Source organism: Pseudoalteromonas sp. PS5, assembly GCF_004103255.1.
Classification (GTDB): domain Bacteria; phylum Pseudomonadota; class Gammaproteobacteria; order Enterobacterales; family Alteromonadaceae; genus Pseudoalteromonas; species Pseudoalteromonas peptidolytica.
On sequence record NZ_RCSQ01000066.1, the window covers coordinates 1 to 18630 of the forward strand.

Below are 18630 nucleotides of genomic sequence, written 5' to 3' on the forward strand. Positions count from 1 at the left end.
TGGTGGAGGGAGCTGGATTCGAACCAGCGAAGGCAGAGCCGTCAGATTTACAGTCTGATCCCTTTGGCCGCTCGGGAACCCCTCCTGAACAAATTGTAGGTGTTGTTTGATGGTGGAGGGAGCTGGATTCGAACCAGCGAAGGCAGAGCCGTCAGATTTACAGTCTGATCCCTTTGGCCGCTCGGGAACCCCTCCTAAACAACGGCGGTGATAATAACAAAGTTTTTTTCGAAGTAAAGAAAAGTACTAAAGTTTTTCTGAAAAATGTCGATATATTCTTAAACGGTAAAATAATCGGTTGGAATACATGCAAATTGATGGCATTTTAATCTCAGAGTCGCAACTAGGATCAGCGTTGAACGTTTGTGTTCATGAAACGCGTTCAGCTGACTTTGCAATGCTGTTGTCTATGTTATCAACAGATGCACTAGATTTTAGCCAATTTCATTTACCAAAATCCGAACAAAGTGAGAAAGACAGCTCCGAGGCAGCGTTAAAAAGACAATTTGAAATTGGCCCTCAAAAACCCCTTGCTCCTGAACAGTACAATATGCTTATTGGGCAGCATAATGCACAGCTCATTGCTTCTGGTGCGATGACAACATTCAGGCTGAAAGAAAACTTACACCCCGAGCCTCTTGCAGCGCGAAATGACAAAAAACATATTCCACTGGAAGTTGTTGAAAACCTTGAACCTGCAGCTAAAAATAGGCTTGCTAAATCGTTGGGTAAGCTCACGCTTGTGACAGACAAACAACTAGATGCTGCGGCATTTTATGATCAGGTCGCAGCGGGGGGAATGCAAGAAATGCTGCGTACTAGTGCCTAAGCTCTGTGAAATCTCGCGGATCTGTTCACACCACCTTGTACATTTTGCCCTTATTTTACCGCACCAGCATCAATACCAATAAAATAGCCTAGTTATCGACAATATTTCCTTACTTCAAAATAGCTTTCTTGATTAAGATAATTGGTGTGCGTCCACTATTTTTAACTCAAATAGGTCAGCTTGAGCATGCAATAAGACTCATCATGATAGGGTTATGGCAAGCTGAGGCAAATACGCGGGGCTGAGAGTGCTCAAGTGGCATGGCACTTTTTGTACTTCTTATTACTACCACACGGACAAAGGTCATTCCTCCCAACTTTAGTAACTGGTGTGTCATAAAGCTCACCGTCAACGTATTTCCATGCTCCTTGTTCAACGATAAAGCTTGACCTTTCATGTAAGGTATAGAGACAATTTTCAGCAATATAATATGCTTTGAACTCAACAATTCCCGATGGTTCATTTGCTATTTCTTCGAGCACCTCAAGTTTGATGAACTTGGCATAGTCTGCAAAAGCAGCAATATCTCCAACACTATTATCAGGCCGTTTTGCGGAACTATATGTATTATGGATGTAATCTGCATCTTTAACACAATACGCACTGTAGCGAGAGCGCATTAATTTTTGAGGTGTTTCTGCGGTTTTTACACCAGTTATATAGGGTTCACAACATTGTGAATATGAAGTAGAAGAGTTGCAATAGCAAAACATAGTGACATTTTATCTGAGGTTATGTCTCGCTATTGTAGCGTTTTACATACCTTGAAAACAATGGATTATGACATCAGAAGCCGGAAGCTGCATCTCTTTGATTGCCTTCGCTGATGAAAAGTCTTTCCACAATACGACCGACGCAAAGTTTCCGTTGCTGATAGCACTTTTAAGCACGTACTCAAGGTCATAAATATGTTTTTTCCTAATCACTAGTAGCTTACTCGTATCAACAGAACCACTCTCTAGTAAAGATTTGTTAGGTACGTTGTCCGGAGCGATGAGCAATGTCCAAGCATGCTTGTTTTGGCATGTATGTAAGACTTTTAGTAGCGCAAGACTTGCGGTAATTTCATCTTCTACCCACACTTCATTTATGCGATTTGCTGCATTGTACGTAGTAGGTGTTGCGATGAGAGATGCGTCGGTACGTAACATAATTAACTCACTGGCTATTTATACAGTATGTGTATACAGTAGTTTATACAGTTGTTTAATGCAAGAACAATTGTGAATTTTTTAGACAACTCTACCCAGGCAGCACCAAGTTCAATGCGTCGAACGCAAGCTTTTTTATTTAAGCTTAGATTATTTCAATAATCCGCGGTTTGGATATGCAAAGAGGTAACTTATAGTTTTTAAATAACTCTTAATTGACTCTCTTGTTTCAGCTGTTGAAGTATTAACCATCTGAAAATAAAGATATAATAAGTCTATTGTGTTTTACATTGCTAATGTTTGTGGATGCCAAAATATCAATTAAGTCAGTCAAATTGTTTCTACGGACGTGTAATAACGGTGGGTGTACGACAGACAACATGGGTTAAAGTGTTAGATATTTTGCAGTGACTGTTTCTTAGTATGACGCATTTGAAACCGTCACTGTGGCGCGTGAGTCAGTGAGTTCGTTTGCAATAGCTAGCGGCTTATATGCTGAAGTTGATGAATTTGTTCGTAAAGCGTTGCCGCGTAACATTGGGCATCGCGATAGCGTTTAGTCGTCAGAAACCTTCTCACATCCTGTAGTACTTGCTCAGCCCCTTTATGACCTTGGCTACTTGCCAGAGTAAGCCATGCTGCTGCATGAAACGGACTAGGTGGAATGCCTTGACCTTTCATAAATAGTAATCCCAAAAAGAACTGTGCTTTTAATTCTCCCGACATGGCTGCTAAACGTAGCCACTTTGCTGCAAGTGGAAAGGACTTTTCTTTTAAATAATATAAACCTTTCTTCAGCGCTTGTGCATTATCAAGGGTATCTGGAAATTTTGCATCTGCTGTTAATGGTGAAGTGACAAATTCAAGCACATTCAGCAGCTGCTGCTCTAAGTCATGATTTGCTGAGTTATCAGTGCTGTTTTGATCCATATCTATATTCGCAATAATATTTATAAGCAGAGTGTAGCTGAATTTTAACTAATTTGTCCGAGTTTTAAAGTGATTCGTGTTAAAATCCAACCACTTGTTCCTCTAAATCGTAAATTATACTTATGCTCGAACGCTTATTTTCACTACAAGCCATGCACACCAATGTAAAAACGGAGGTGATCGCAGGCTTAACGACATTTGTCACCATGGTTTATATTGTCTTTGTTAACCCAGCAATGCTTGCAGAAGCAGGTATGGATCATGGCGCTGCTTTTGTGGCAACTTGTATCGCAGCTGCAATTGGTTGCTTTATCATGGGGTTATGGGCTAATTACCCATTGGCATTAGCGCCAGGTATGGGGTTAAATGCTTTTTTCACTTATGGTGTAGTACTTGGCATGGGATACACGTGGCAAAGTGCCTTAGGTGCCGTTTTCATGTCTGGCTGCCTTTTTTTGTTATTGAGTATATTCAAAATAAGAGAATGGGTAATTCAAGCAATACCTCTCGTTTTAAAACGCGCGATTGCAGCTGGTATTGGCGCGTTTTTGGCCTTGATAGCGCTTAAAAATGCGCAAATTATTGTGGCCAGTCCTGCCACCTTAGTACAACTTGGTGATATTACCTCTCCTGGACCTTTATTAGCCATTGCGAGTTTCTTTGTTATCGCAGCGTTGATGTATCGCGAAGTTAAAAGCGGCGTTTTGATTAGCATTTTGCTAGTAACCGTTATTGCATGGTGGATGGGCTTGGTTGACTACCATGGAGTCGTAGATATACCACCAAGTATAGCGCCCACTTATATGCAGTTAGACTTAAGCGGAATTTTTGAGCTCTCAATGCTAAGTGTTGTTTTTGCATTCTTATTCGTAGATTTATTTGATACCAGTGGCACACTTGTGGCAGTTACTCAAAAAGCGGGGTTGTCTGATGAACATGGCAGAATGCCGCGTTTAGGTCGAGCGCTTTCTGCCGATAGCACGGCAACAATAGCCGGCTCGGTTCTTGGTACGTCAACGACAACATCGTATATTGAGTCGGTCTCGGGAGTCTCAGTAGGCGGGCGTACAGGCTTAACTGCCGTTGTTGTTGGTTTATGCTTTTTGTTAATGATGTTTTTTGCGCCTTTAGCTCAAATGGTTCCTGCTTATGCGACTGCCGGGGCAATATTGTATGTTTCTGTCTTGATGCTGCAAAACTTAAAGCTGATTAACTGGGATGAAATGAGTGATGCTATACCTGTGAGTGTCGTGTTGTTAATGACGCCGCTGACGTTTTCTATTGCTCATGGCATCGCATTGGGCTTTATTTCCTATACAGCGGTAAAATTGATGTGTAATAAAGCCAATGAAATAAGTATCAGTGTCTGGATATTGACCTTTTTGTTTATTATCAAGTTTGCAGTGACGTAACCAACACGCAATATATAACTAATTAACTTGAGGTTGGGATAAGGAATGAGCTAACTCATTGTTGCTAGAGCACAGCTTAGTTTTGTTCCTTGTCTAGACCTGAGAGTTTTAGGGAAAACATCGCTTCCGCTAAGGTAGCTACATTATATAGACAAGGCGAGTTTACGCACCACTAGTTGGCTGTTAGAAGTGAATTTAACGCAGTCAGCGCTAACTGGCTGCTAGAAAGGTATTAATTATCAGAAGCTCAGGTTTATTAGTAAAAGGCTGGATTGCCAACCTTTTACTTAAAACTCTGGGATCACCACTTCTTCTTAGGCGCAAACAAAACGTCTAAATCATCTTGTTCTTGTTCTGCTTTCTTTTTCACAGCCGATGCGTTAGAGGCTCTAAGCTCGCTACTTATCTCTTCCAAATAGCTTTCAAGCTGTGCTTTTTTTTCTTTTACATATTCGTCGTTATGTGAAACTGCACATATTGTCGCGTATGCTTTTTCAAAGTATTGCCTAGCAGAACCGACCATGTTTGCAGTACGTGCTGAGAGGCCTCGTTTGATTTGACTTTCTACATTTATTCTCAGTTGAAAGCGCTCAAGCCTCCGATCTTCATTTACAAATAGCTGCGTATCAACTTTACCTTTACTGTGCTCAGAGCGAAGTAACTGACGCAGCTTTTTTATCCCTTGGACTAAAGAGATAATTTGTTTGTCGTTATCGGGTAGGGCAATAGTATCAGAGTCTGCGGTCTTTTCAGGTGTAGAGTTTAAACGCTCTTGAGACTCGTGTAATCGACTTTTTAACTCTTTTGATGTTGGCGACAACTCCACCATCGCCGCAAGCGCATCGTGCACTCGACGCTGAATAATCCGAATCATCGCTTCAGACATCGGGATATTACTGCCATTCATAATGACGTCTTCGGCTTCTTCTATTACGCGCTTTTGCTTAGCAAGCTCCTTGCGCCTCTCTGCTTCTTGTTTCTCTTTATGTTGCTGGATTGCGCTCACCCACACAGCTATGACGATAAGTGCAACAATCAACATTATTATAATCGAAACAAACATACTGAAATCTCTTTCATGCAAACAACCAGTCTAATTTTTTTATCTTACATGAATTCTTACTATTCTGAACAGGTTTACGACAATTCAACGAAAAAAAAGATAAGGAATTCATCATTTTTTAGTATAGCTGATGCTAACGCGCATGCTTAATTTTAGTAAAATATAGTTGAACACTAAACAAAGGGCGTTTGAAGACTCTGAGCGTGCGCAGAAAACGAAAAGCAAAATTGAACAGGAAAATAAAGATATTTACACCTCCTCGTCTACCTCATTATAAGCAAATATGCTAGCCTAGAGCTTAAGTGTTTAAAATGTTAACGTGTCATTTTATCCTAATAGCACTTGATTTCGTTACATTAAATGTTCATGCAATGACTTGGTATCAAAGCCCAATAAGGTAAAACAGTATATTTTCTAAACCGACGCAGAGGTGATATCCGCTTTAAAACTACAAGCCGTTTTCAGTTTGTGAATTAACACCTTACGTAGTTATGACAAAGCAATGGTCCTTACGACTGACCGAAAAGCCAAGCACGTGCACTGTGTATGTGTTGTTGTGGGCGAACAACAATACTATACGCTAAACTTAGCAAACTTATATAAGTCAGCCATTGGCTGATACCCGACTTAATAGAGATCATAAGAATAAAAGCAATATGAAATTACAACAATTGAGATACATCGTCGAAGTGTTGAATCACAACCTAAATGTGTCAGCAACGGCGGAAAGCTTATATACTTCTCAACCAGGTATTTCGAAGCAAGTACGTATGCTCGAGGATGAGTTGGGTGTACAAATTTTTGGCCGCAGTGGCAAACATCTAACACATGTAACTGGGGCGGGAAATGAAATAATTAATATTGCGCGCGAAATTTTGAGTAAAGTTGAGGGAATTAAGGCGGTCGCAAACGAACATACCTTGCCGGATCAAGGAAAGTTAAATATCGCGACAACGCACACTCAGGCTCGCTATGCGTTGCCTCCGGTTATACAGGGGTTTATGCAAAAATACCCAGCGGTATCTTTACACATGCATCAAGGCACACCTCAGCAAATTTCTGATGCAGCGGCCCGGGGCGATGCTGATTTTGCGATTGCGACGGAAGCTTTGCACTTATATAGCGACTTGGTCATGTTACCCTGTTACCACTGGAATCGAAGTATTGTGGTCGCTAAAGATCACCCATTGGCACAAAAAGGTAAAGCATTGACGGTTCAAGATGTAGCGAAGTACCCGTTGATCACCTATGTTTTCGGTTTTACAGGTCGCTCTGAGCTTGATAAAGCATTTAATGCACATGGATTAGAGCCACATATCGTGTTTACTGCGACAGACGCTGATGTAATAAAAACCTATGTTCGTTTGGGATTGGGGGTAGGTGTATTGGCCTCTATGGCATTGGATGAAAAGTCAGACAGCGATTTAGTTTGTATCGATGCCAGTCACCTCTTTGAAGCTAGTACCACAAAAATTGGCTTTAGAAAGGGAAGTTTTTTAAGGGGGTACATGTATGACTTTATTGAGCGGTTTGCTCCACATTTAACAAAGGATGTTGTTGAGCGGGCAAGTTTACTACGCAATCAGGATGATATTGATAAGCTGTTTGAAGGCGTTACATTACCGGTTAAGTAACCACCTGACCTTGCATAAAAGCTTTTACTTGGCTGTAGGATCTGTAATTAGCGCAAATAAGGTATGCTCGTGCTCATTTATACCAATTGTTTTAATTAAGTGATGTATTTTGAGGCGAGAAAACCTTGTAGATAACTTCGCTTCCGGGTCCTGCTCACGCCAAGGTATAGGTAAGGTCAAAATTTTGCTACTTAGTTGTTCTAAAAAGAAATTTTTAACGTAGTCAGCGTCAGATTTGACCCTTCAAATTGAACAAGTATTAAGACTAATCGGTATAACACTGAACATTGTTTTTCAACTTACGAGTAAAACAGGGAAGGGAAGTGTTTTTCGTATTGTTTTTGACAATACGAAGCAAGCTTTTTTATTATAGTTGCGTGTAGCGAAGGGGGGCTCAAGTCACTTAAATACTTTGTGCTTCCCCTTCATAAAGATGGTTACTCGTACGGGAGAGGATCCGTAGCATTGTTAAGCTCAAACGCTTCAAGGCGCTCTTGACATGCTCCACACTTTCCGCAGGCTTTCTCACGTCCATTGTAACATGTCCAAGTGTCAGCGTAATCTAATCCCATCTCTAGTCCGTCTGTTAAAATATCAATCTTCGAGTTGTTAAGGTACGGGCTCACGATTTCAACAGCGTCGTAGTTTGCGATGCGGCAAACATCATCCATTTTTTTGACAAACTCAGGACGGCAGTCAGGGTAAATAGCATGATCACCTGAATGCGCACCGTAAAATACTTTACTCGCCTGTAAAGAAACCGCATATCCAACAGCAAGAGAGAGTAAAATCATATTCCTATTAGGCACAATTGTGCTCTTCATGCTTTCCTCTTCATAGTGTCCCTCGGGGACTTCTATGTCATCGGTTAAGCTCGAGCCTGCTAGCAATTGGTTTATCGCTGAAATATCAACAACCTTATGAGCGACGCCAAGCTTTTTACAAACATTCGCGGCGACTTGTAGCTCTTTTACATGTCGTTGACCATAATTGAAAGATAATGCGTAGACTTCATGCCCCTCGTTGACGGCCTTGTTTAATACGGTGTAAGAATCCATTCCGCCAGAATAAATTACGACAACTTTTTCGCTCATAGGTGTTTTGCCTCGATTTTGATAGAGGTTTACTTCAGGGCGCGATATACTACACGGCCGCTGGGTAAATAACAATTTTCTAGCGGTAATTTTCGACAATTTTATCTTAAACACGGGGCCATTTTGTACAAGGTTAACGAAATATTCGAAACAATTCAGGGGGAGGCTAGCTTTACAGGTACACCTTCGATCTTTCTCCGTTTACAGGGATGTCCCGTAGGTTGCTCATGGTGCGATACAAAACAAACATGGGAAACAAACGATACATTCATCGTTTCCTTAAGCGAAACAGTTGAAAAAAAGGCAGATTCAGAGTTTTGGGCAAATGCCAGCGCCGATGATATTTTGGCTACATTCGAATCGCGAGGCTATCAAGCAAAGCATGTTGTTATCACCGGTGGTGAGCCTTGCATGTTTGATTTGAGGCCATTGTGTACCTTGCTTCATGATAAAGGGTATAGCACACAAATCGAGACCAGTGGCACTTTCGAAATTTTAGCCCCTAAAGAGACATGGGTGACAGTATCGCCAAAGATTAATATGCGTGGCGGTTATAAAGTGTTGCCAAGCGCGATGGCTCGAGCAGATGAGATTAAACATCCTGTCGCGATGCAAAAGCATATTGAAGAGTTAGAGCGATTATTTAAAGACACTAATATTGAGCCTAAGTTAGTTTATCTTCAACCTATTAGTCAAAAAGCAAAAGCGACTAAGTTGGCGATTGACAACTGTAAGGCAAAAAACTGGCGTCTGTCTGTTCAAGTTCATAAATACCTTGGTATTAACTAACTAATTACCCCGAGCAGCAATCCATAACAGTCAGTTTGACACATATCACGTGAATATACTTCTAATTAGTCATTTATTGGTGTTGATTTGACTACAAAATGTGTAGGCTCTTTGGTATGAGCAAAGTGATTAAAAGACTTTGGCTTCAAATTTACGATGATAATCAACTGTTTTTTGATAGCACGGAAGCTGCTAGTTAGCTAAGTCTCCATACCAATGACTTTGCTTTTAATAAATTACTAATATTAATAGCATTCACTACTAACCATATCGATCATCCTTTGTGTTTCACCACTATTTTCGAATTGATAAAGGTTGCGATTTATGTCCTTAAGTAATTCACGCCAATGGGGTTTTTGCTTACTCAATGCAAAATAGAGATGGTTGTACTGAATTGGGGGAGTAACATTTTCGATATTTCGCAATAACTCTATTTTTTCTGAACGCGGTAAATCAGAATAGTTAACCGTAAATCGAAGGACTTTAGGATCGCCGATCACCAAGTTAACACGCTTTCCAACTAGCAGCTTTACAAGCTGTAAGTCGTTTACAGCTTCAACAGTAATAAACTCACCATTGTCCATCATAGCATCAAACTCAGGGGTATTTTGATAACCTCTGACCACCCCGATGAGCTCATTCTTGACTGAATTTAAGTTACCATCAAATCTATCTTCTTCACCACGGCGTTTAAGAAATCCAATCTCACCGCCAGGAAATGCGTTAGATAATGCGAGTAACTCTCGACGAGTTTTGTCTTTGTGATTATCCGATGGCGCTGAATCTTCAATATAATACTCAGGAAAGAGAATATCGGCTTTGCCTGTTTCAACGGCTCTTACTGCTCGTGCCCAAGGTAAAAACTCAACAAAAACTTGATAGTCTAAATCTGTCAGAACGGCCACCGCAAATTGAAAAGCCCATCCTTTATTACACAGATCCGCACCGATGTATGGTGGCCAATCGAGTGTAACAAGGTGAATGAGAGGTTTTTTGGCTTTTTTATTATATAGATAGCCACCTTGATATTTCTCACCTGCAACAATTCTAAACTGTCCCTCTTTAAAGTAGGCTACATTCAAATTCTCGGCGTAGCTGCTGTTGTTTAGAAAGAAAAGAAATACAAGAATGAAGGCTCTAACCATGATCTAAACCGTAAAAGTAAAAGATAGCTAAAGTGTAGTGAAGGGAATTAAAAGGAACAACTTAAAAAATAAAAGGGCACCTAGGCCCCTTTATTTTGATATATACCGCTGTTTACCTATTGCACTAGTTCTTGCTCAGAGAATGTATCTGCAAATAGAGGACTGGTAAGGTAGCGCTCTGCGGCACTTGGTAAGATAACAACAATATTCTTATCTGCATTTTCAGGTAATTCAGCAATGCGCTTGGCGGCAACAAGTGCAGCGCCAGAAGAAATACCAACAAGGATCCCTTCATCTTTCATTAGCTGATGAGCCATGGCAATAGCGTCTTCGTTAGAAACCAACTCGACTCCGTCGATAAGCTCAAGGTCAAGGTTGCCAGGTATGAAACCTGCGCCAATACCTTGGATTTTATGAGGACCGGGTTTAACTTCTTCGCCTGCCAGTGTCTGTGTTATCACAGGTGAGTCAGAAGGCTCGACTGCAATTGATTTAACATGTAAGCCCTTTTCATTTTTAAGGTAGCGAGAAACCCCCGTGATTGTACCACCAGTACCTACGCCTGCGACGAAGTAGTCAATATTGCCCTCTAGCGCTTCAAAAATCTCTGGACCTGTCGTCTCAAAGTGGATTTTAGGGTTTGCTGGGTTTTCAAATTGTTGAAGCAGAATGTACTTATCAGGGTCACTTGCTTGGATTTCATTTGCTTTTTCGATAGCACCTTTCATGCCTTTTGCACCCTCAGTGAGTACTAAGTTTGCGCCAAGTGCTTTTAACAGTTTACGACGTTCAAGGCTCATTGTATTTGGCATCGTTAATGTTAACTTATAGCCTCGTGAAGCTGCAACAAAAGCCAATGCAATACCTGTGTTGCCTGAAGTAGGCTCAATTAGCTCTTTACCTTCCGTTAATAGTCCAGATTTTTCAGCTTCCCAGATCATAGAAGCACCAATACGACACTTTACGCTGAAGCTTGGGTTTCGCGCTTCAACTTTTGCGTAAACGTTACCACCAGAAACGCGGTTAATTTTTACTAAAGGCGTATTACCGATAGTGAGACTGTTATCTGAGTATACTTTAGTCATTTGTGTTCCCTAATCTAGGTTTGCTTGTATTCCATCACTTTACTGCGCATTTCACAAAATAGAAGGAAAGATTGGCTATAAGATATATCAATTTTGCTTATAGCCAATTGTTATTTAAGAGTGCTTTTTTAAATCAACCAGGCATAACTAAACTTCATGAAAATACGCTTATCGTCTTTAATGATTTTAGATAAATCATCATCTTGGAACCCATGATCAGAATAACCTGCAAAGAATACCGTTTGAGGATTTAACTTGTACGAGTACAGTAGCTGCGTACTTAGACTCTTATAGGTTGCGTCAACTTCATTGATATAATTATTGGGGTTTCTCGATATGTTAGTGTTGACGATGGCCAACCGTAAGTAGCTATTTATATTAAATTGATAAGTTAATCTGACATCGGTTAAGTTGGCTGAATATACATCAGCACCTTCAGCATTCATTTTCTCATAGGTATGTCGAAACCTAAGTTCGAAGTGCTTGCCAATATTGAGGTTAATAACGGGTCGAACAAAAGTTAGATCGCCAAGTCTGTTATTCGCTAAATCAACGCGATTACTTTTACTTAGTTTTAACCCTGCAAAGATACCAGCCATTGGCTTTAGCTCCAAATAAGTCCATTGCGAGTTTTCGGTGAATAAGCTGGTGTTACCATCAATCGCTATGCGGGTTTCGTCATGTCTTAATCCAGTACGCTTTCTATGTTCCACACCGAAATCAATAAAGCTTTGGAGTGGTCCATTAATTGAAAAATTAGTTTGCACTTCCTTTTCTAGTAGTTCACCGTTCTCATTATGAGAAATATCCCAATCACCATACCATTTTGCTCGATTCCACCAGTTTTGCTCAGTGCCATACCAGCGATACTCTCCTCCAAATACAAACTTATTGAAATCTACTTGAGTGATAAACCCCATGTCTGTTCTTACGGCAGCATCGCGTGACTGATAACTTGAGAATGCTTTCCAGTGTTTTTGGTTATGTTCATAATTTAGGTAGTAGCCTACACCACGCGCATCATCATCTGTTACGCGTAGTACGCTTTCTGTTAAATCACAGTTAGCAAGAGTGCTGTCACATAGGTAATCTACAAATTGTTGGTCATATTGGGTATCAGAACCAAACAGTTGTAACTCAAATAAGTCACTTTTCGTTGGTTTATATTTTGCGTCAAAACTTGCCACTTGGTTCTTGTATGTTTCACTCTGCCTCGTTGTTGATGTAAGCCCAAATGAAAAAGCTTTATTTACGTCACGACGATATCTAAGTGCCATGTTTTCGCTTTTGCGTTCCAATGAGACCACACGAGAGCCCAGATTTCCGGGAATGACAACATTGAGTCGCTCGTCATTCGCGATAAAGCCAGCAAAAGTGTGACCGCTTTTGTTGCCAGTTAATTTTACTCCGTAGTCAGGTGTTGAAATGTTACGTGTATGGATCAGGTTTAGGTGTGATAAGAAATAGTCTGAGTTATCCAAAAAGAAAGCGCGTTTTTCGGGAAAAAATAAGCTAAAACTATTGTTAACACTTAATTGACCAGTGTCAGCTTCAACTTGGGAAAAGTCAGGATTTAGCGTTGCATTGAGAGTAGTGTCGGGGGTGATTGCCCACTTTATGTCTAGGCCAGGCTCAATATTGTGCTCTTTTTGCCATGGTTTTGCTTTGCCTTGTTCAATATCGCGAGTTTCTTGGCTATTACCGACTAAAGTGGGAATGATCGCGATATCACTGCTTTGCTTCGCCTTGGCCAGCCCTTGGTATTTAGGCATTTGGCAAATCCAACAGGGATTTGCATGTTGCAGTGTCATGCTAGAGATACGTAGTCGTTCATTTCTAGGAAAAAATCGCAGAAACTCCATCGCCATGGTTTTGTTGCCAGTAGAATTACTAAAATTAAGTACACGCAGTGGTATCTCAATTTCTACTATAAAACCATCTTCGTTTATTGTACCAGCACTATCCCATATACCATTCCAAGAGCCGTTCTCACTTTTTGTCAGCTCATTTTCAATTGAATCTTGCTGTACTCCAAGAGGGTTGATAAAAAACTGATAAGCGCTTTGTGCGTTATTGAAGGAGTCTATTTTGATCCCGACTAAGTCGTCTTCCCACGCCCTGTCTCTATCCCTGTAAAATGCCCTGATCAAGTTTGGGTTTGGATCTTTTGCATCAAAAGCAACGAATAGTGATTGACCATTTTCATAGATATAGGCTCTTGTCTTTACTGGACTCTTTTCATTTTCATACGGCCAAGTGACGTTGTTGATATCAATTTCTAGCGCTTGATGCCAGACATTATCATCAATGAGCCCATCGATTTTGGCAGCCTGTTGAATAAATGGGATTTGATTGGTGTTCAAGGCGGATACTGGTATAGACAACAAAAGTGCAGCGAATGAGCAGGTTACAGCTTTTAACATAAGGACAAAAGTAGATTACAGAGACTGAATACTGCTTATTAGATGATATGCAATAAAGAGAAACAATTTGTTTTCGTTGGGTTGCAATTATTTACGTTAGATAGCTACTCAGTATACATAAAATGTACAAATTAGTTTATCTCTATCGAATTAATAGCAAAATGGGTCAAAAACATGTTAAAACAGCGTCTTTAAAAATATGCTAGGAAGTAATCTATGTCTCTCGTATTAAAGCTAGTGGCGGGTATCGTTGCTGGTATGTTGGCAGGGCTTTACATGCCAACAGTGTTGGTCGAGCTGTTATACACTTTTAAAGTCATCATAGGGCAACTCATTAATTTTACAATTCCTCTGATAATCCTGTTTTTTATCGCCTCTGGCATAGCTGGCTTACCAAAGGGATCGGGTCATCTTCTGGGTAAAACAGTAGGTTTTGCATATAGTTCTACTGTTATTGCCGGAACTTTGGCATTTTTACTCGTTAATGCCTTTATCCCATTTTTTGAAGGTGGAGTTGCTTATCAAGTTGTCGAGGAGTCTCATCTTACGAGCTTCATCAATATAGAAATCCCACCGCTGATGGGGGTAATGACTGCTCTGGCTAGCGCTTTTATTTTTGGTATCGCGATGAGCCAGTGTGGCTTGAGTAATTTAAAGCAGGTCACTGACGAAGCAAGGGATGTTATTGACATGTTGCTTGCCAAAGTGATTATCCCTGTTTTGCCATTCTATATTGCTGGGGTGTTTGCTGAAATGGCGGTAGCAGGAACTGTTTTCGATACCTTAAGCACTTTCGGTATTGTGCTGTTAGCAGCAATCGTGATGCACTGGTTATGGCTTAGCGTGCTGTTTTTGGCAAGTGGTGTCTTGCTGGGTAAAAACCCCATAGAGCTAATAAAAAATATGCTGCCTGCGTATTTTACAGCGATAGGAACCATGTCGAGTGCCGCGACAATTCCTGTATCACTGCGTGCGAGTAAAGCAAATAACGTGAATGATGAAGTAGCAAACTTTACTGTACCATTGTGTGCGACTATCCACCTGTCAGGCTCTACAATTACGATAGTGACCTGTGCCATGGCTGTGATGCTGCTATCACCTGAGATGGTTGTGCCGTCAATTACTGAAATTTTGCCGTTTATTTTTATGTTAGGGATCGTCATGATAGCTGCTCCTGGGGCACCGGGCGGCGCTGTTATGTCTGCTTTAGGACTATTAACATCGATGCTTGGATTCGATGAAGGGGCTGTCGCGTTAATGATTGCTTTGTATTTAGCTCAAGACAGCTTCGGTACTGCATGTAATGTGACTGGTGACGGCGTTATTGCGCTTTGGGTCGACAAATTTTCCAAAAAAGATTAATCAAAAACACCGCTATCGCTATTAAACTCGATAGCGGTGTTTAAATTATATGCAAACATTTCTTCAGCTCTTAACAATTTAGTTATTTCATATCAAAATTGTATTTTTCTCTTGTTTCTATCGTTATGCTTTTAAAAAATATGTGGTAACCTCATGCTTCAGGAAGTGAAGTAATAGGTTGCTTTGCTCCGTTTATTAAAATATATGTAGAGGGTGTGCCATTGATTAATGTGCTTTTAGTTGATGATCATGAACTTGTCAGGACTGGCATAAAACGCATTTTAGATGATGTGCGTGGTTTTAAAGTTGTCGGAGAGGCTAAAACAGGTGAAGAAGCTGTAACTTTTTGCCGCCAAAGCGAGCCTGATATAGTACTTATGGACATGAACATGCCCGGTATTGGTGGATTGGAAGCGACTAAAAAGATTTGCCGTTATTGTCCAGATGTCAAAGTGATTGTGCTGACTGTACATTGTGAGGATCCATTTCCAAGTAAAGTGATGCAAATAGGTGCGCACGGCTACCTGACCAAAGGAGCCGGGCCAGATGAAATGATTAACGCCATTCGTGCTGTTAATGCAGGACAGCGTTATATCGCACCTGAAATCGCGCAACAAATAGCACTTGCTCAATTTAGTGGTCGAAATGATGAAAATCCGTTCCAATCATTATCTGAAAGAGAATTACAGATAATGCTTATGATCACAAAAGGTGAAAAAGCGCAAAATATAGCAGACCGTTTAAACCTAAGTTCTAAAACAGTAAATAGTTATAGATATAGAATGTTTGAAAAACTCAATGTTAACGGTGATGTAGAGTTAACCCACCTAGCGATCCGCCATAAAATGATAGATATTGACAGCAATCACTAAGTTCATTTTTTAAATGACAGTATTTGACTCTCAATCTTTTCTAAAGACATTAACGACAGAGCCTGGCGTATACCGCATGTATGATGTGGATGGTCAGGTTATTTATGTTGGCAAAGCAAAAAACCTAAAAAAGCGTGTTTCAAGTTATTTTCGGGCGAATATCACCGACAGTAAAACGAGGGTATTGGTCGGAAATATAGCGAGTATCGAAGTTACCCTGACAAACACAGAAACAGAGGCGCTATTACTAGAAAACAACCTAATCAAAAAATATCAGCCTCGATATAATATCTTACTAAGAGACGATAAAAGCTATCCTTATATCTTTTTGAGTGCTCAGCAGCATCCAAGGTTGGCCTTCCACCGGGGGAGTAGAAACTTAAAAGGTGAGTACTTCGGGCCATTCCCCAGCAGCTCTGCGGTATCTGAAAGTCTTCGGCTAATGCAAAAAATCTTCCCAGTAAGACAATGTGAAGATGCTTATTATCGCGCTCGGAGTAGGCCTTGTCTGCAGTACCAACTAAAAAGGTGTTCTGGTCCATGTGTCGGCAAAGTCAAGGATAGTGAATATCAAGAGCAAGTATCCATGGTGCGCCAATTTTTAACTGGTCGCTCGCAAGATGTGATAGCTGCACTTGTAGAGAAAATGGAGCAAGCAAGTATTTCACTTGACTTTGAAATGGCTGCTAAATATCGAGACCAAATCGTATTGCTTCGGCAAATGCAAGAGCAGCAGTCTATTGCTGGCAATTTTGCAGAGCTGGATGTTATTGGTTTTGAGCAAAAAAATGGCTTAGTTGCAATTCATGTACTTATGATCCGAGAGCACAAAGTACTAGGCACTAAAACGCATTTTCCCAAGGTGCCTAAAGATTCAGGTGTAAATGAGGTTCTCACTGCATTTTTAGGGCAATACTATATTTCATCTGGCAATCAATCGCGAATTGCAAAAGAAATTGTTTTGCCGTTTAAGGTTGATGATTACGTTGCACTAGAAGCTGCTTTAGGTCAGGTATCGGAACGCAAAGTAAGCTTTAAGTTTAATGTGCGTGGTGAGCGCGCCCAGTATCTTGCATTGGCAAATAAAAATGCTCAAAACAGCATTGAAGTAAAACAAAGTGCACAGGATTCGATCACAAAGCGCTATGCAAAACTAAAAGAGGCAATAGGGCTATCTGACATTCAAAGAATGGAGTGTTTTGATATCAGTCATACCATGGGAGAAAATACCGTAGCATCTTGCGTAGTGTTTGACGGTCAAGGGCCAAACAATAAAGAATATCGCCGTTATAATGTCACAGGGATTACGCCAGGTGATGATTATGCAGCTATGGATTTTGCGTTAAAAAAACGCTACGGCAAAATGGCTGATGAGAGCAAAGTCCCTGATATTATCTTTATTGATGGTGGTAAGGGGCAATTAGGTAGGGCTGAATCATTTTTTGCAAGTTGGCAACTTGATAAAATGCCTATTTTAATCGGTGTTGCAAAAGGCACGAGTAGAAAACCCGGTTTGGAGACGCTACTGATTGATGGTGGCCGTAAAACTATCAATGTAGCCAGTGACTCTCCGGCATTACACTTGATACAACATATCCGCGACGAGTCTCATAGGTTTGCAATTGCAGGACACCGTAACAAAAGACAAAAGCAAAGAACACAGTCAATGCTGGAAGAGATAGAAGGAATTGGTCAAAAACGACGTCAAGCACTACTTAAATTTTTAGGAGGCATGCAGGGAGTTAAATCTGCAAATATACATCAATTAAAGCAAGTTCCTGGGATCAGCTCTGACATGGCTGAAAAGATATTTAATCATTTGCATGACAAAGCTTAAGCAATCATGCGAACATAGAAAAAAAGACAATACCAAGTAGTTATGTGGAATATTCCAAATACGCTCACAGCATTTCGGTTGCTGCTCATTCCTGTATTCGCAGTCGTTTTTTATTTACCATATTCATGGGCATTTTTTGCCGCCGCGTTTATTTTTTGGTTAGCTTCAGTTACTGATATCCTTGATGGATATCTGGCGAGAAAGCTTGAACAGTCAACACCGTTTGGTGCTTTTCTTGATCCAGTTGCTGATAAAGTGATGGTCAGTGTTGCACTTGTTATTCTTGCCACACACTATAATGATTACTTTATTACAATATCAACGCTGGTGATAATTAGTAGAGAAATCGTTATATCTGCATTGCGAGAGTGGATGGCGGAACAAGGCAAGAGGGGAAGTGTTGCAGTGTCCTGGTTAGGTAAATTCAAGACAGCTGCGCAGATGCTCGCAATCATCGGGCTAATTTGGCAATTCTCTGATTGGATGACAATGCTAAGTTATGCGCTTTTAGCTATTGCTACCATACTAACTTTAGTTTCTATGGTGCAGTATCTATATGCTGCGAAAGAAGAATTGACTAATTCTTGACTGTTATAGTCTATTAACTCATCGGTTTAGATAAAAATTGAGCAAACGGTTAAAAACATTCATTTTTTATGTTGACGCGTACAAGAACTTCTGTAGAATGCGTCCGTGTTGAGAGGGCGGTATGTCATCGAAATGAAATTTTGATAACACTCCCTAATGATAAAAGTTTAAAGCTAGCTAAGTAATTTAAATAGTTTTAAGCGTTGGAATGCGAGTATAGCTCAGCTGGTAGAGCGCGACCTTGCCAAGGTCGAGGTCACGAGTTCGAACCTCGTTACTCGCTCCAAACCTGGCGGAATGGCAGAGTGGCCATGCAGCGGATTGCAAATCCGTCTACCTCGGTTCGACTCCGGGTTCCGCCTCCATTTTCTCAACACTCCACATGCGAAAGCAAGCCCGATGCCCGGGTGGTGGAA

The 18630-nt window shown here is 40.7% G+C and carries 16 protein-coding genes and 4 tRNA genes; 10 read left to right on the forward strand and 10 right to left on the reverse strand.

Annotated elements, in window-relative coordinates:
* Window positions 1-85, reverse strand: a tRNA-Tyr gene (locus D9603_RS09040).
* A 25-nt stretch (window positions 86-110) separates the two neighbouring features.
* Window positions 111-195, reverse strand: a tRNA-Tyr gene (locus D9603_RS09045).
* A 112-nt stretch (window positions 196-307) separates the two neighbouring features.
* On the opposite strand from D9603_RS09045, the gene D9603_RS09050 reads away from it, so the two are divergent.
* Window positions 308-829 carry a VC2046/SO_2500 family protein gene (locus tag D9603_RS09050; protein WP_128731052.1) on the forward strand — a complete coding sequence of 174 codons (522 nt, stop codon included), beginning with the start codon at window positions 308-310 and terminating at the stop codon, window positions 827-829.
* A gap of 251 nt (window positions 830-1080) precedes the next feature.
* Here D9603_RS09050 and D9603_RS09055 read toward each other — a convergent pair whose 3' ends face one another.
* The 3 genes from D9603_RS09055 to D9603_RS09065 form a co-directional block, all read right to left on the reverse strand.
* Entirely contained in the window at window positions 1081-1542 is a 462-nt protein-coding gene (locus D9603_RS09055) for a YchJ family protein (protein ID WP_277750221.1), read from the reverse strand.
* Window positions 1543-1584: 42 nt separating this feature from the next.
* The gene (locus D9603_RS09060) at window positions 1585-1980 is read right to left on the reverse strand and encodes a hypothetical protein (protein WP_125254306.1); all 396 of its coding nucleotides are present in this window, start codon (window positions 1978-1980) and stop codon (window positions 1585-1587) included.
* 480 nt (window positions 1981-2460) lie between these two features.
* Window positions 2461-2910, reverse strand: a complete 450-nt coding sequence (locus tag D9603_RS09065; RefSeq protein ID WP_128731054.1) for an SEL1-like repeat protein — start codon at window positions 2908-2910, stop codon at window positions 2461-2463.
* Between the two features lie 122 nt (window positions 2911-3032).
* On the opposite strand from D9603_RS09065, the gene D9603_RS09070 reads away from it, so the two are divergent.
* Window positions 3033-4322, forward strand: a complete 1290-nt coding sequence (locus D9603_RS09070; RefSeq protein WP_128731055.1) for an NCS2 family permease — start codon at window positions 3033-3035, stop codon at window positions 4320-4322.
* A gap of 301 nt (window positions 4323-4623) precedes the next feature.
* On the opposite strand, the gene D9603_RS09075 is transcribed toward D9603_RS09070, so the two are convergent.
* Complete coding sequence (locus D9603_RS09075) at window positions 4624-5385, reverse strand: hypothetical protein (RefSeq protein ID WP_125254303.1); 762 nt, start codon at window positions 5383-5385, stop codon at window positions 4624-4626.
* 656 nt (window positions 5386-6041) lie between these two features.
* Between D9603_RS09075 and cysB the strand changes: the two genes are divergently transcribed.
* The gene (cysB, locus tag D9603_RS09080; RefSeq protein WP_125254302.1) at window positions 6042-7019 is read left to right on the forward strand and encodes an HTH-type transcriptional regulator CysB; all 978 of its coding nucleotides are present in this window, start codon (window positions 6042-6044) and stop codon (window positions 7017-7019) included.
* Between the two features lie 437 nt (window positions 7020-7456).
* Here the strand turns inward: cysB and queC are convergent, their stop codons facing one another.
* Window positions 7457-8113, reverse strand: coding sequence for a 7-cyano-7-deazaguanine synthase QueC (gene queC / locus D9603_RS09085; protein ID WP_128731056.1), 657 nt, complete (start codon window positions 8111-8113; stop codon window positions 7457-7459).
* A 123-nt stretch (window positions 8114-8236) separates the two neighbouring features.
* On the opposite strand from queC, the gene queE reads away from it, so the two are divergent.
* The gene (gene queE / locus D9603_RS09090; RefSeq protein ID WP_128731057.1) at window positions 8237-8902 is read left to right on the forward strand and encodes a 7-carboxy-7-deazaguanine synthase QueE; all 666 of its coding nucleotides are present in this window, start codon (window positions 8237-8239) and stop codon (window positions 8900-8902) included.
* A gap of 245 nt (window positions 8903-9147) precedes the next feature.
* Here the strand turns inward: queE and D9603_RS09095 are convergent, their stop codons facing one another.
* The 3 genes from D9603_RS09095 to D9603_RS09105 all read right to left on the reverse strand — a co-directional run bounded on the left by D9603_RS09095 (window position 9148) and on the right by D9603_RS09105 (window position 13555).
* Window positions 9148-10047, reverse strand: a complete 900-nt coding sequence (locus D9603_RS09095; RefSeq protein WP_125254299.1) for a transporter substrate-binding domain-containing protein — start codon at window positions 10045-10047, stop codon at window positions 9148-9150.
* 116 nt (window positions 10048-10163) lie between these two features.
* Window positions 10164-11132 carry a cysteine synthase A gene (cysK, locus tag D9603_RS09100; protein ID WP_128731058.1) on the reverse strand — a complete coding sequence of 323 codons (969 nt, stop codon included), beginning with the start codon at window positions 11130-11132 and terminating at the stop codon, window positions 10164-10166.
* A 128-nt stretch (window positions 11133-11260) separates the two neighbouring features.
* Window positions 11261-13555, reverse strand: a complete 2295-nt coding sequence (locus D9603_RS09105) for a carbohydrate binding family 9 domain-containing protein (protein ID WP_128731059.1) — start codon at window positions 13553-13555, stop codon at window positions 11261-11263.
* Between the two features lie 216 nt (window positions 13556-13771).
* On the opposite strand from D9603_RS09105, the gene D9603_RS09110 reads away from it, so the two are divergent.
* From D9603_RS09110 to D9603_RS09135, 6 genes are all read left to right on the forward strand, one after another.
* Window positions 13772-14917 (forward strand): dicarboxylate/amino acid:cation symporter, encoded by a 1146-nt coding sequence (locus D9603_RS09110; protein ID WP_128731060.1) that lies wholly within the window; start codon window positions 13772-13774, stop codon window positions 14915-14917.
* 221 nt (window positions 14918-15138) lie between these two features.
* Complete coding sequence (gene uvrY, locus D9603_RS09115) at window positions 15139-15789, forward strand: UvrY/SirA/GacA family response regulator transcription factor (RefSeq protein ID WP_125254295.1); 651 nt, start codon at window positions 15139-15141, stop codon at window positions 15787-15789.
* A 13-nt stretch (window positions 15790-15802) separates the two neighbouring features.
* Window positions 15803-17626, forward strand: coding sequence for an excinuclease ABC subunit UvrC (uvrC, locus tag D9603_RS09120; RefSeq protein ID WP_128731061.1), 1824 nt, complete (start codon window positions 15803-15805; stop codon window positions 17624-17626).
* Window positions 17627-17668: 42 nt separating this feature from the next.
* Window positions 17669-18214, forward strand: coding sequence for a CDP-diacylglycerol--glycerol-3-phosphate 3-phosphatidyltransferase (gene pgsA, locus D9603_RS09125; protein WP_128731062.1), 546 nt, complete (start codon window positions 17669-17671; stop codon window positions 18212-18214).
* 210 nt (window positions 18215-18424) lie between these two features.
* Window positions 18425-18500, forward strand: a tRNA-Gly gene (locus tag D9603_RS09130).
* A 5-nt stretch (window positions 18501-18505) separates the two neighbouring features.
* Window positions 18506-18579, forward strand: a tRNA-Cys gene (locus D9603_RS09135).
* Window positions 18580-18630 lie beyond the last annotated feature (51 nt).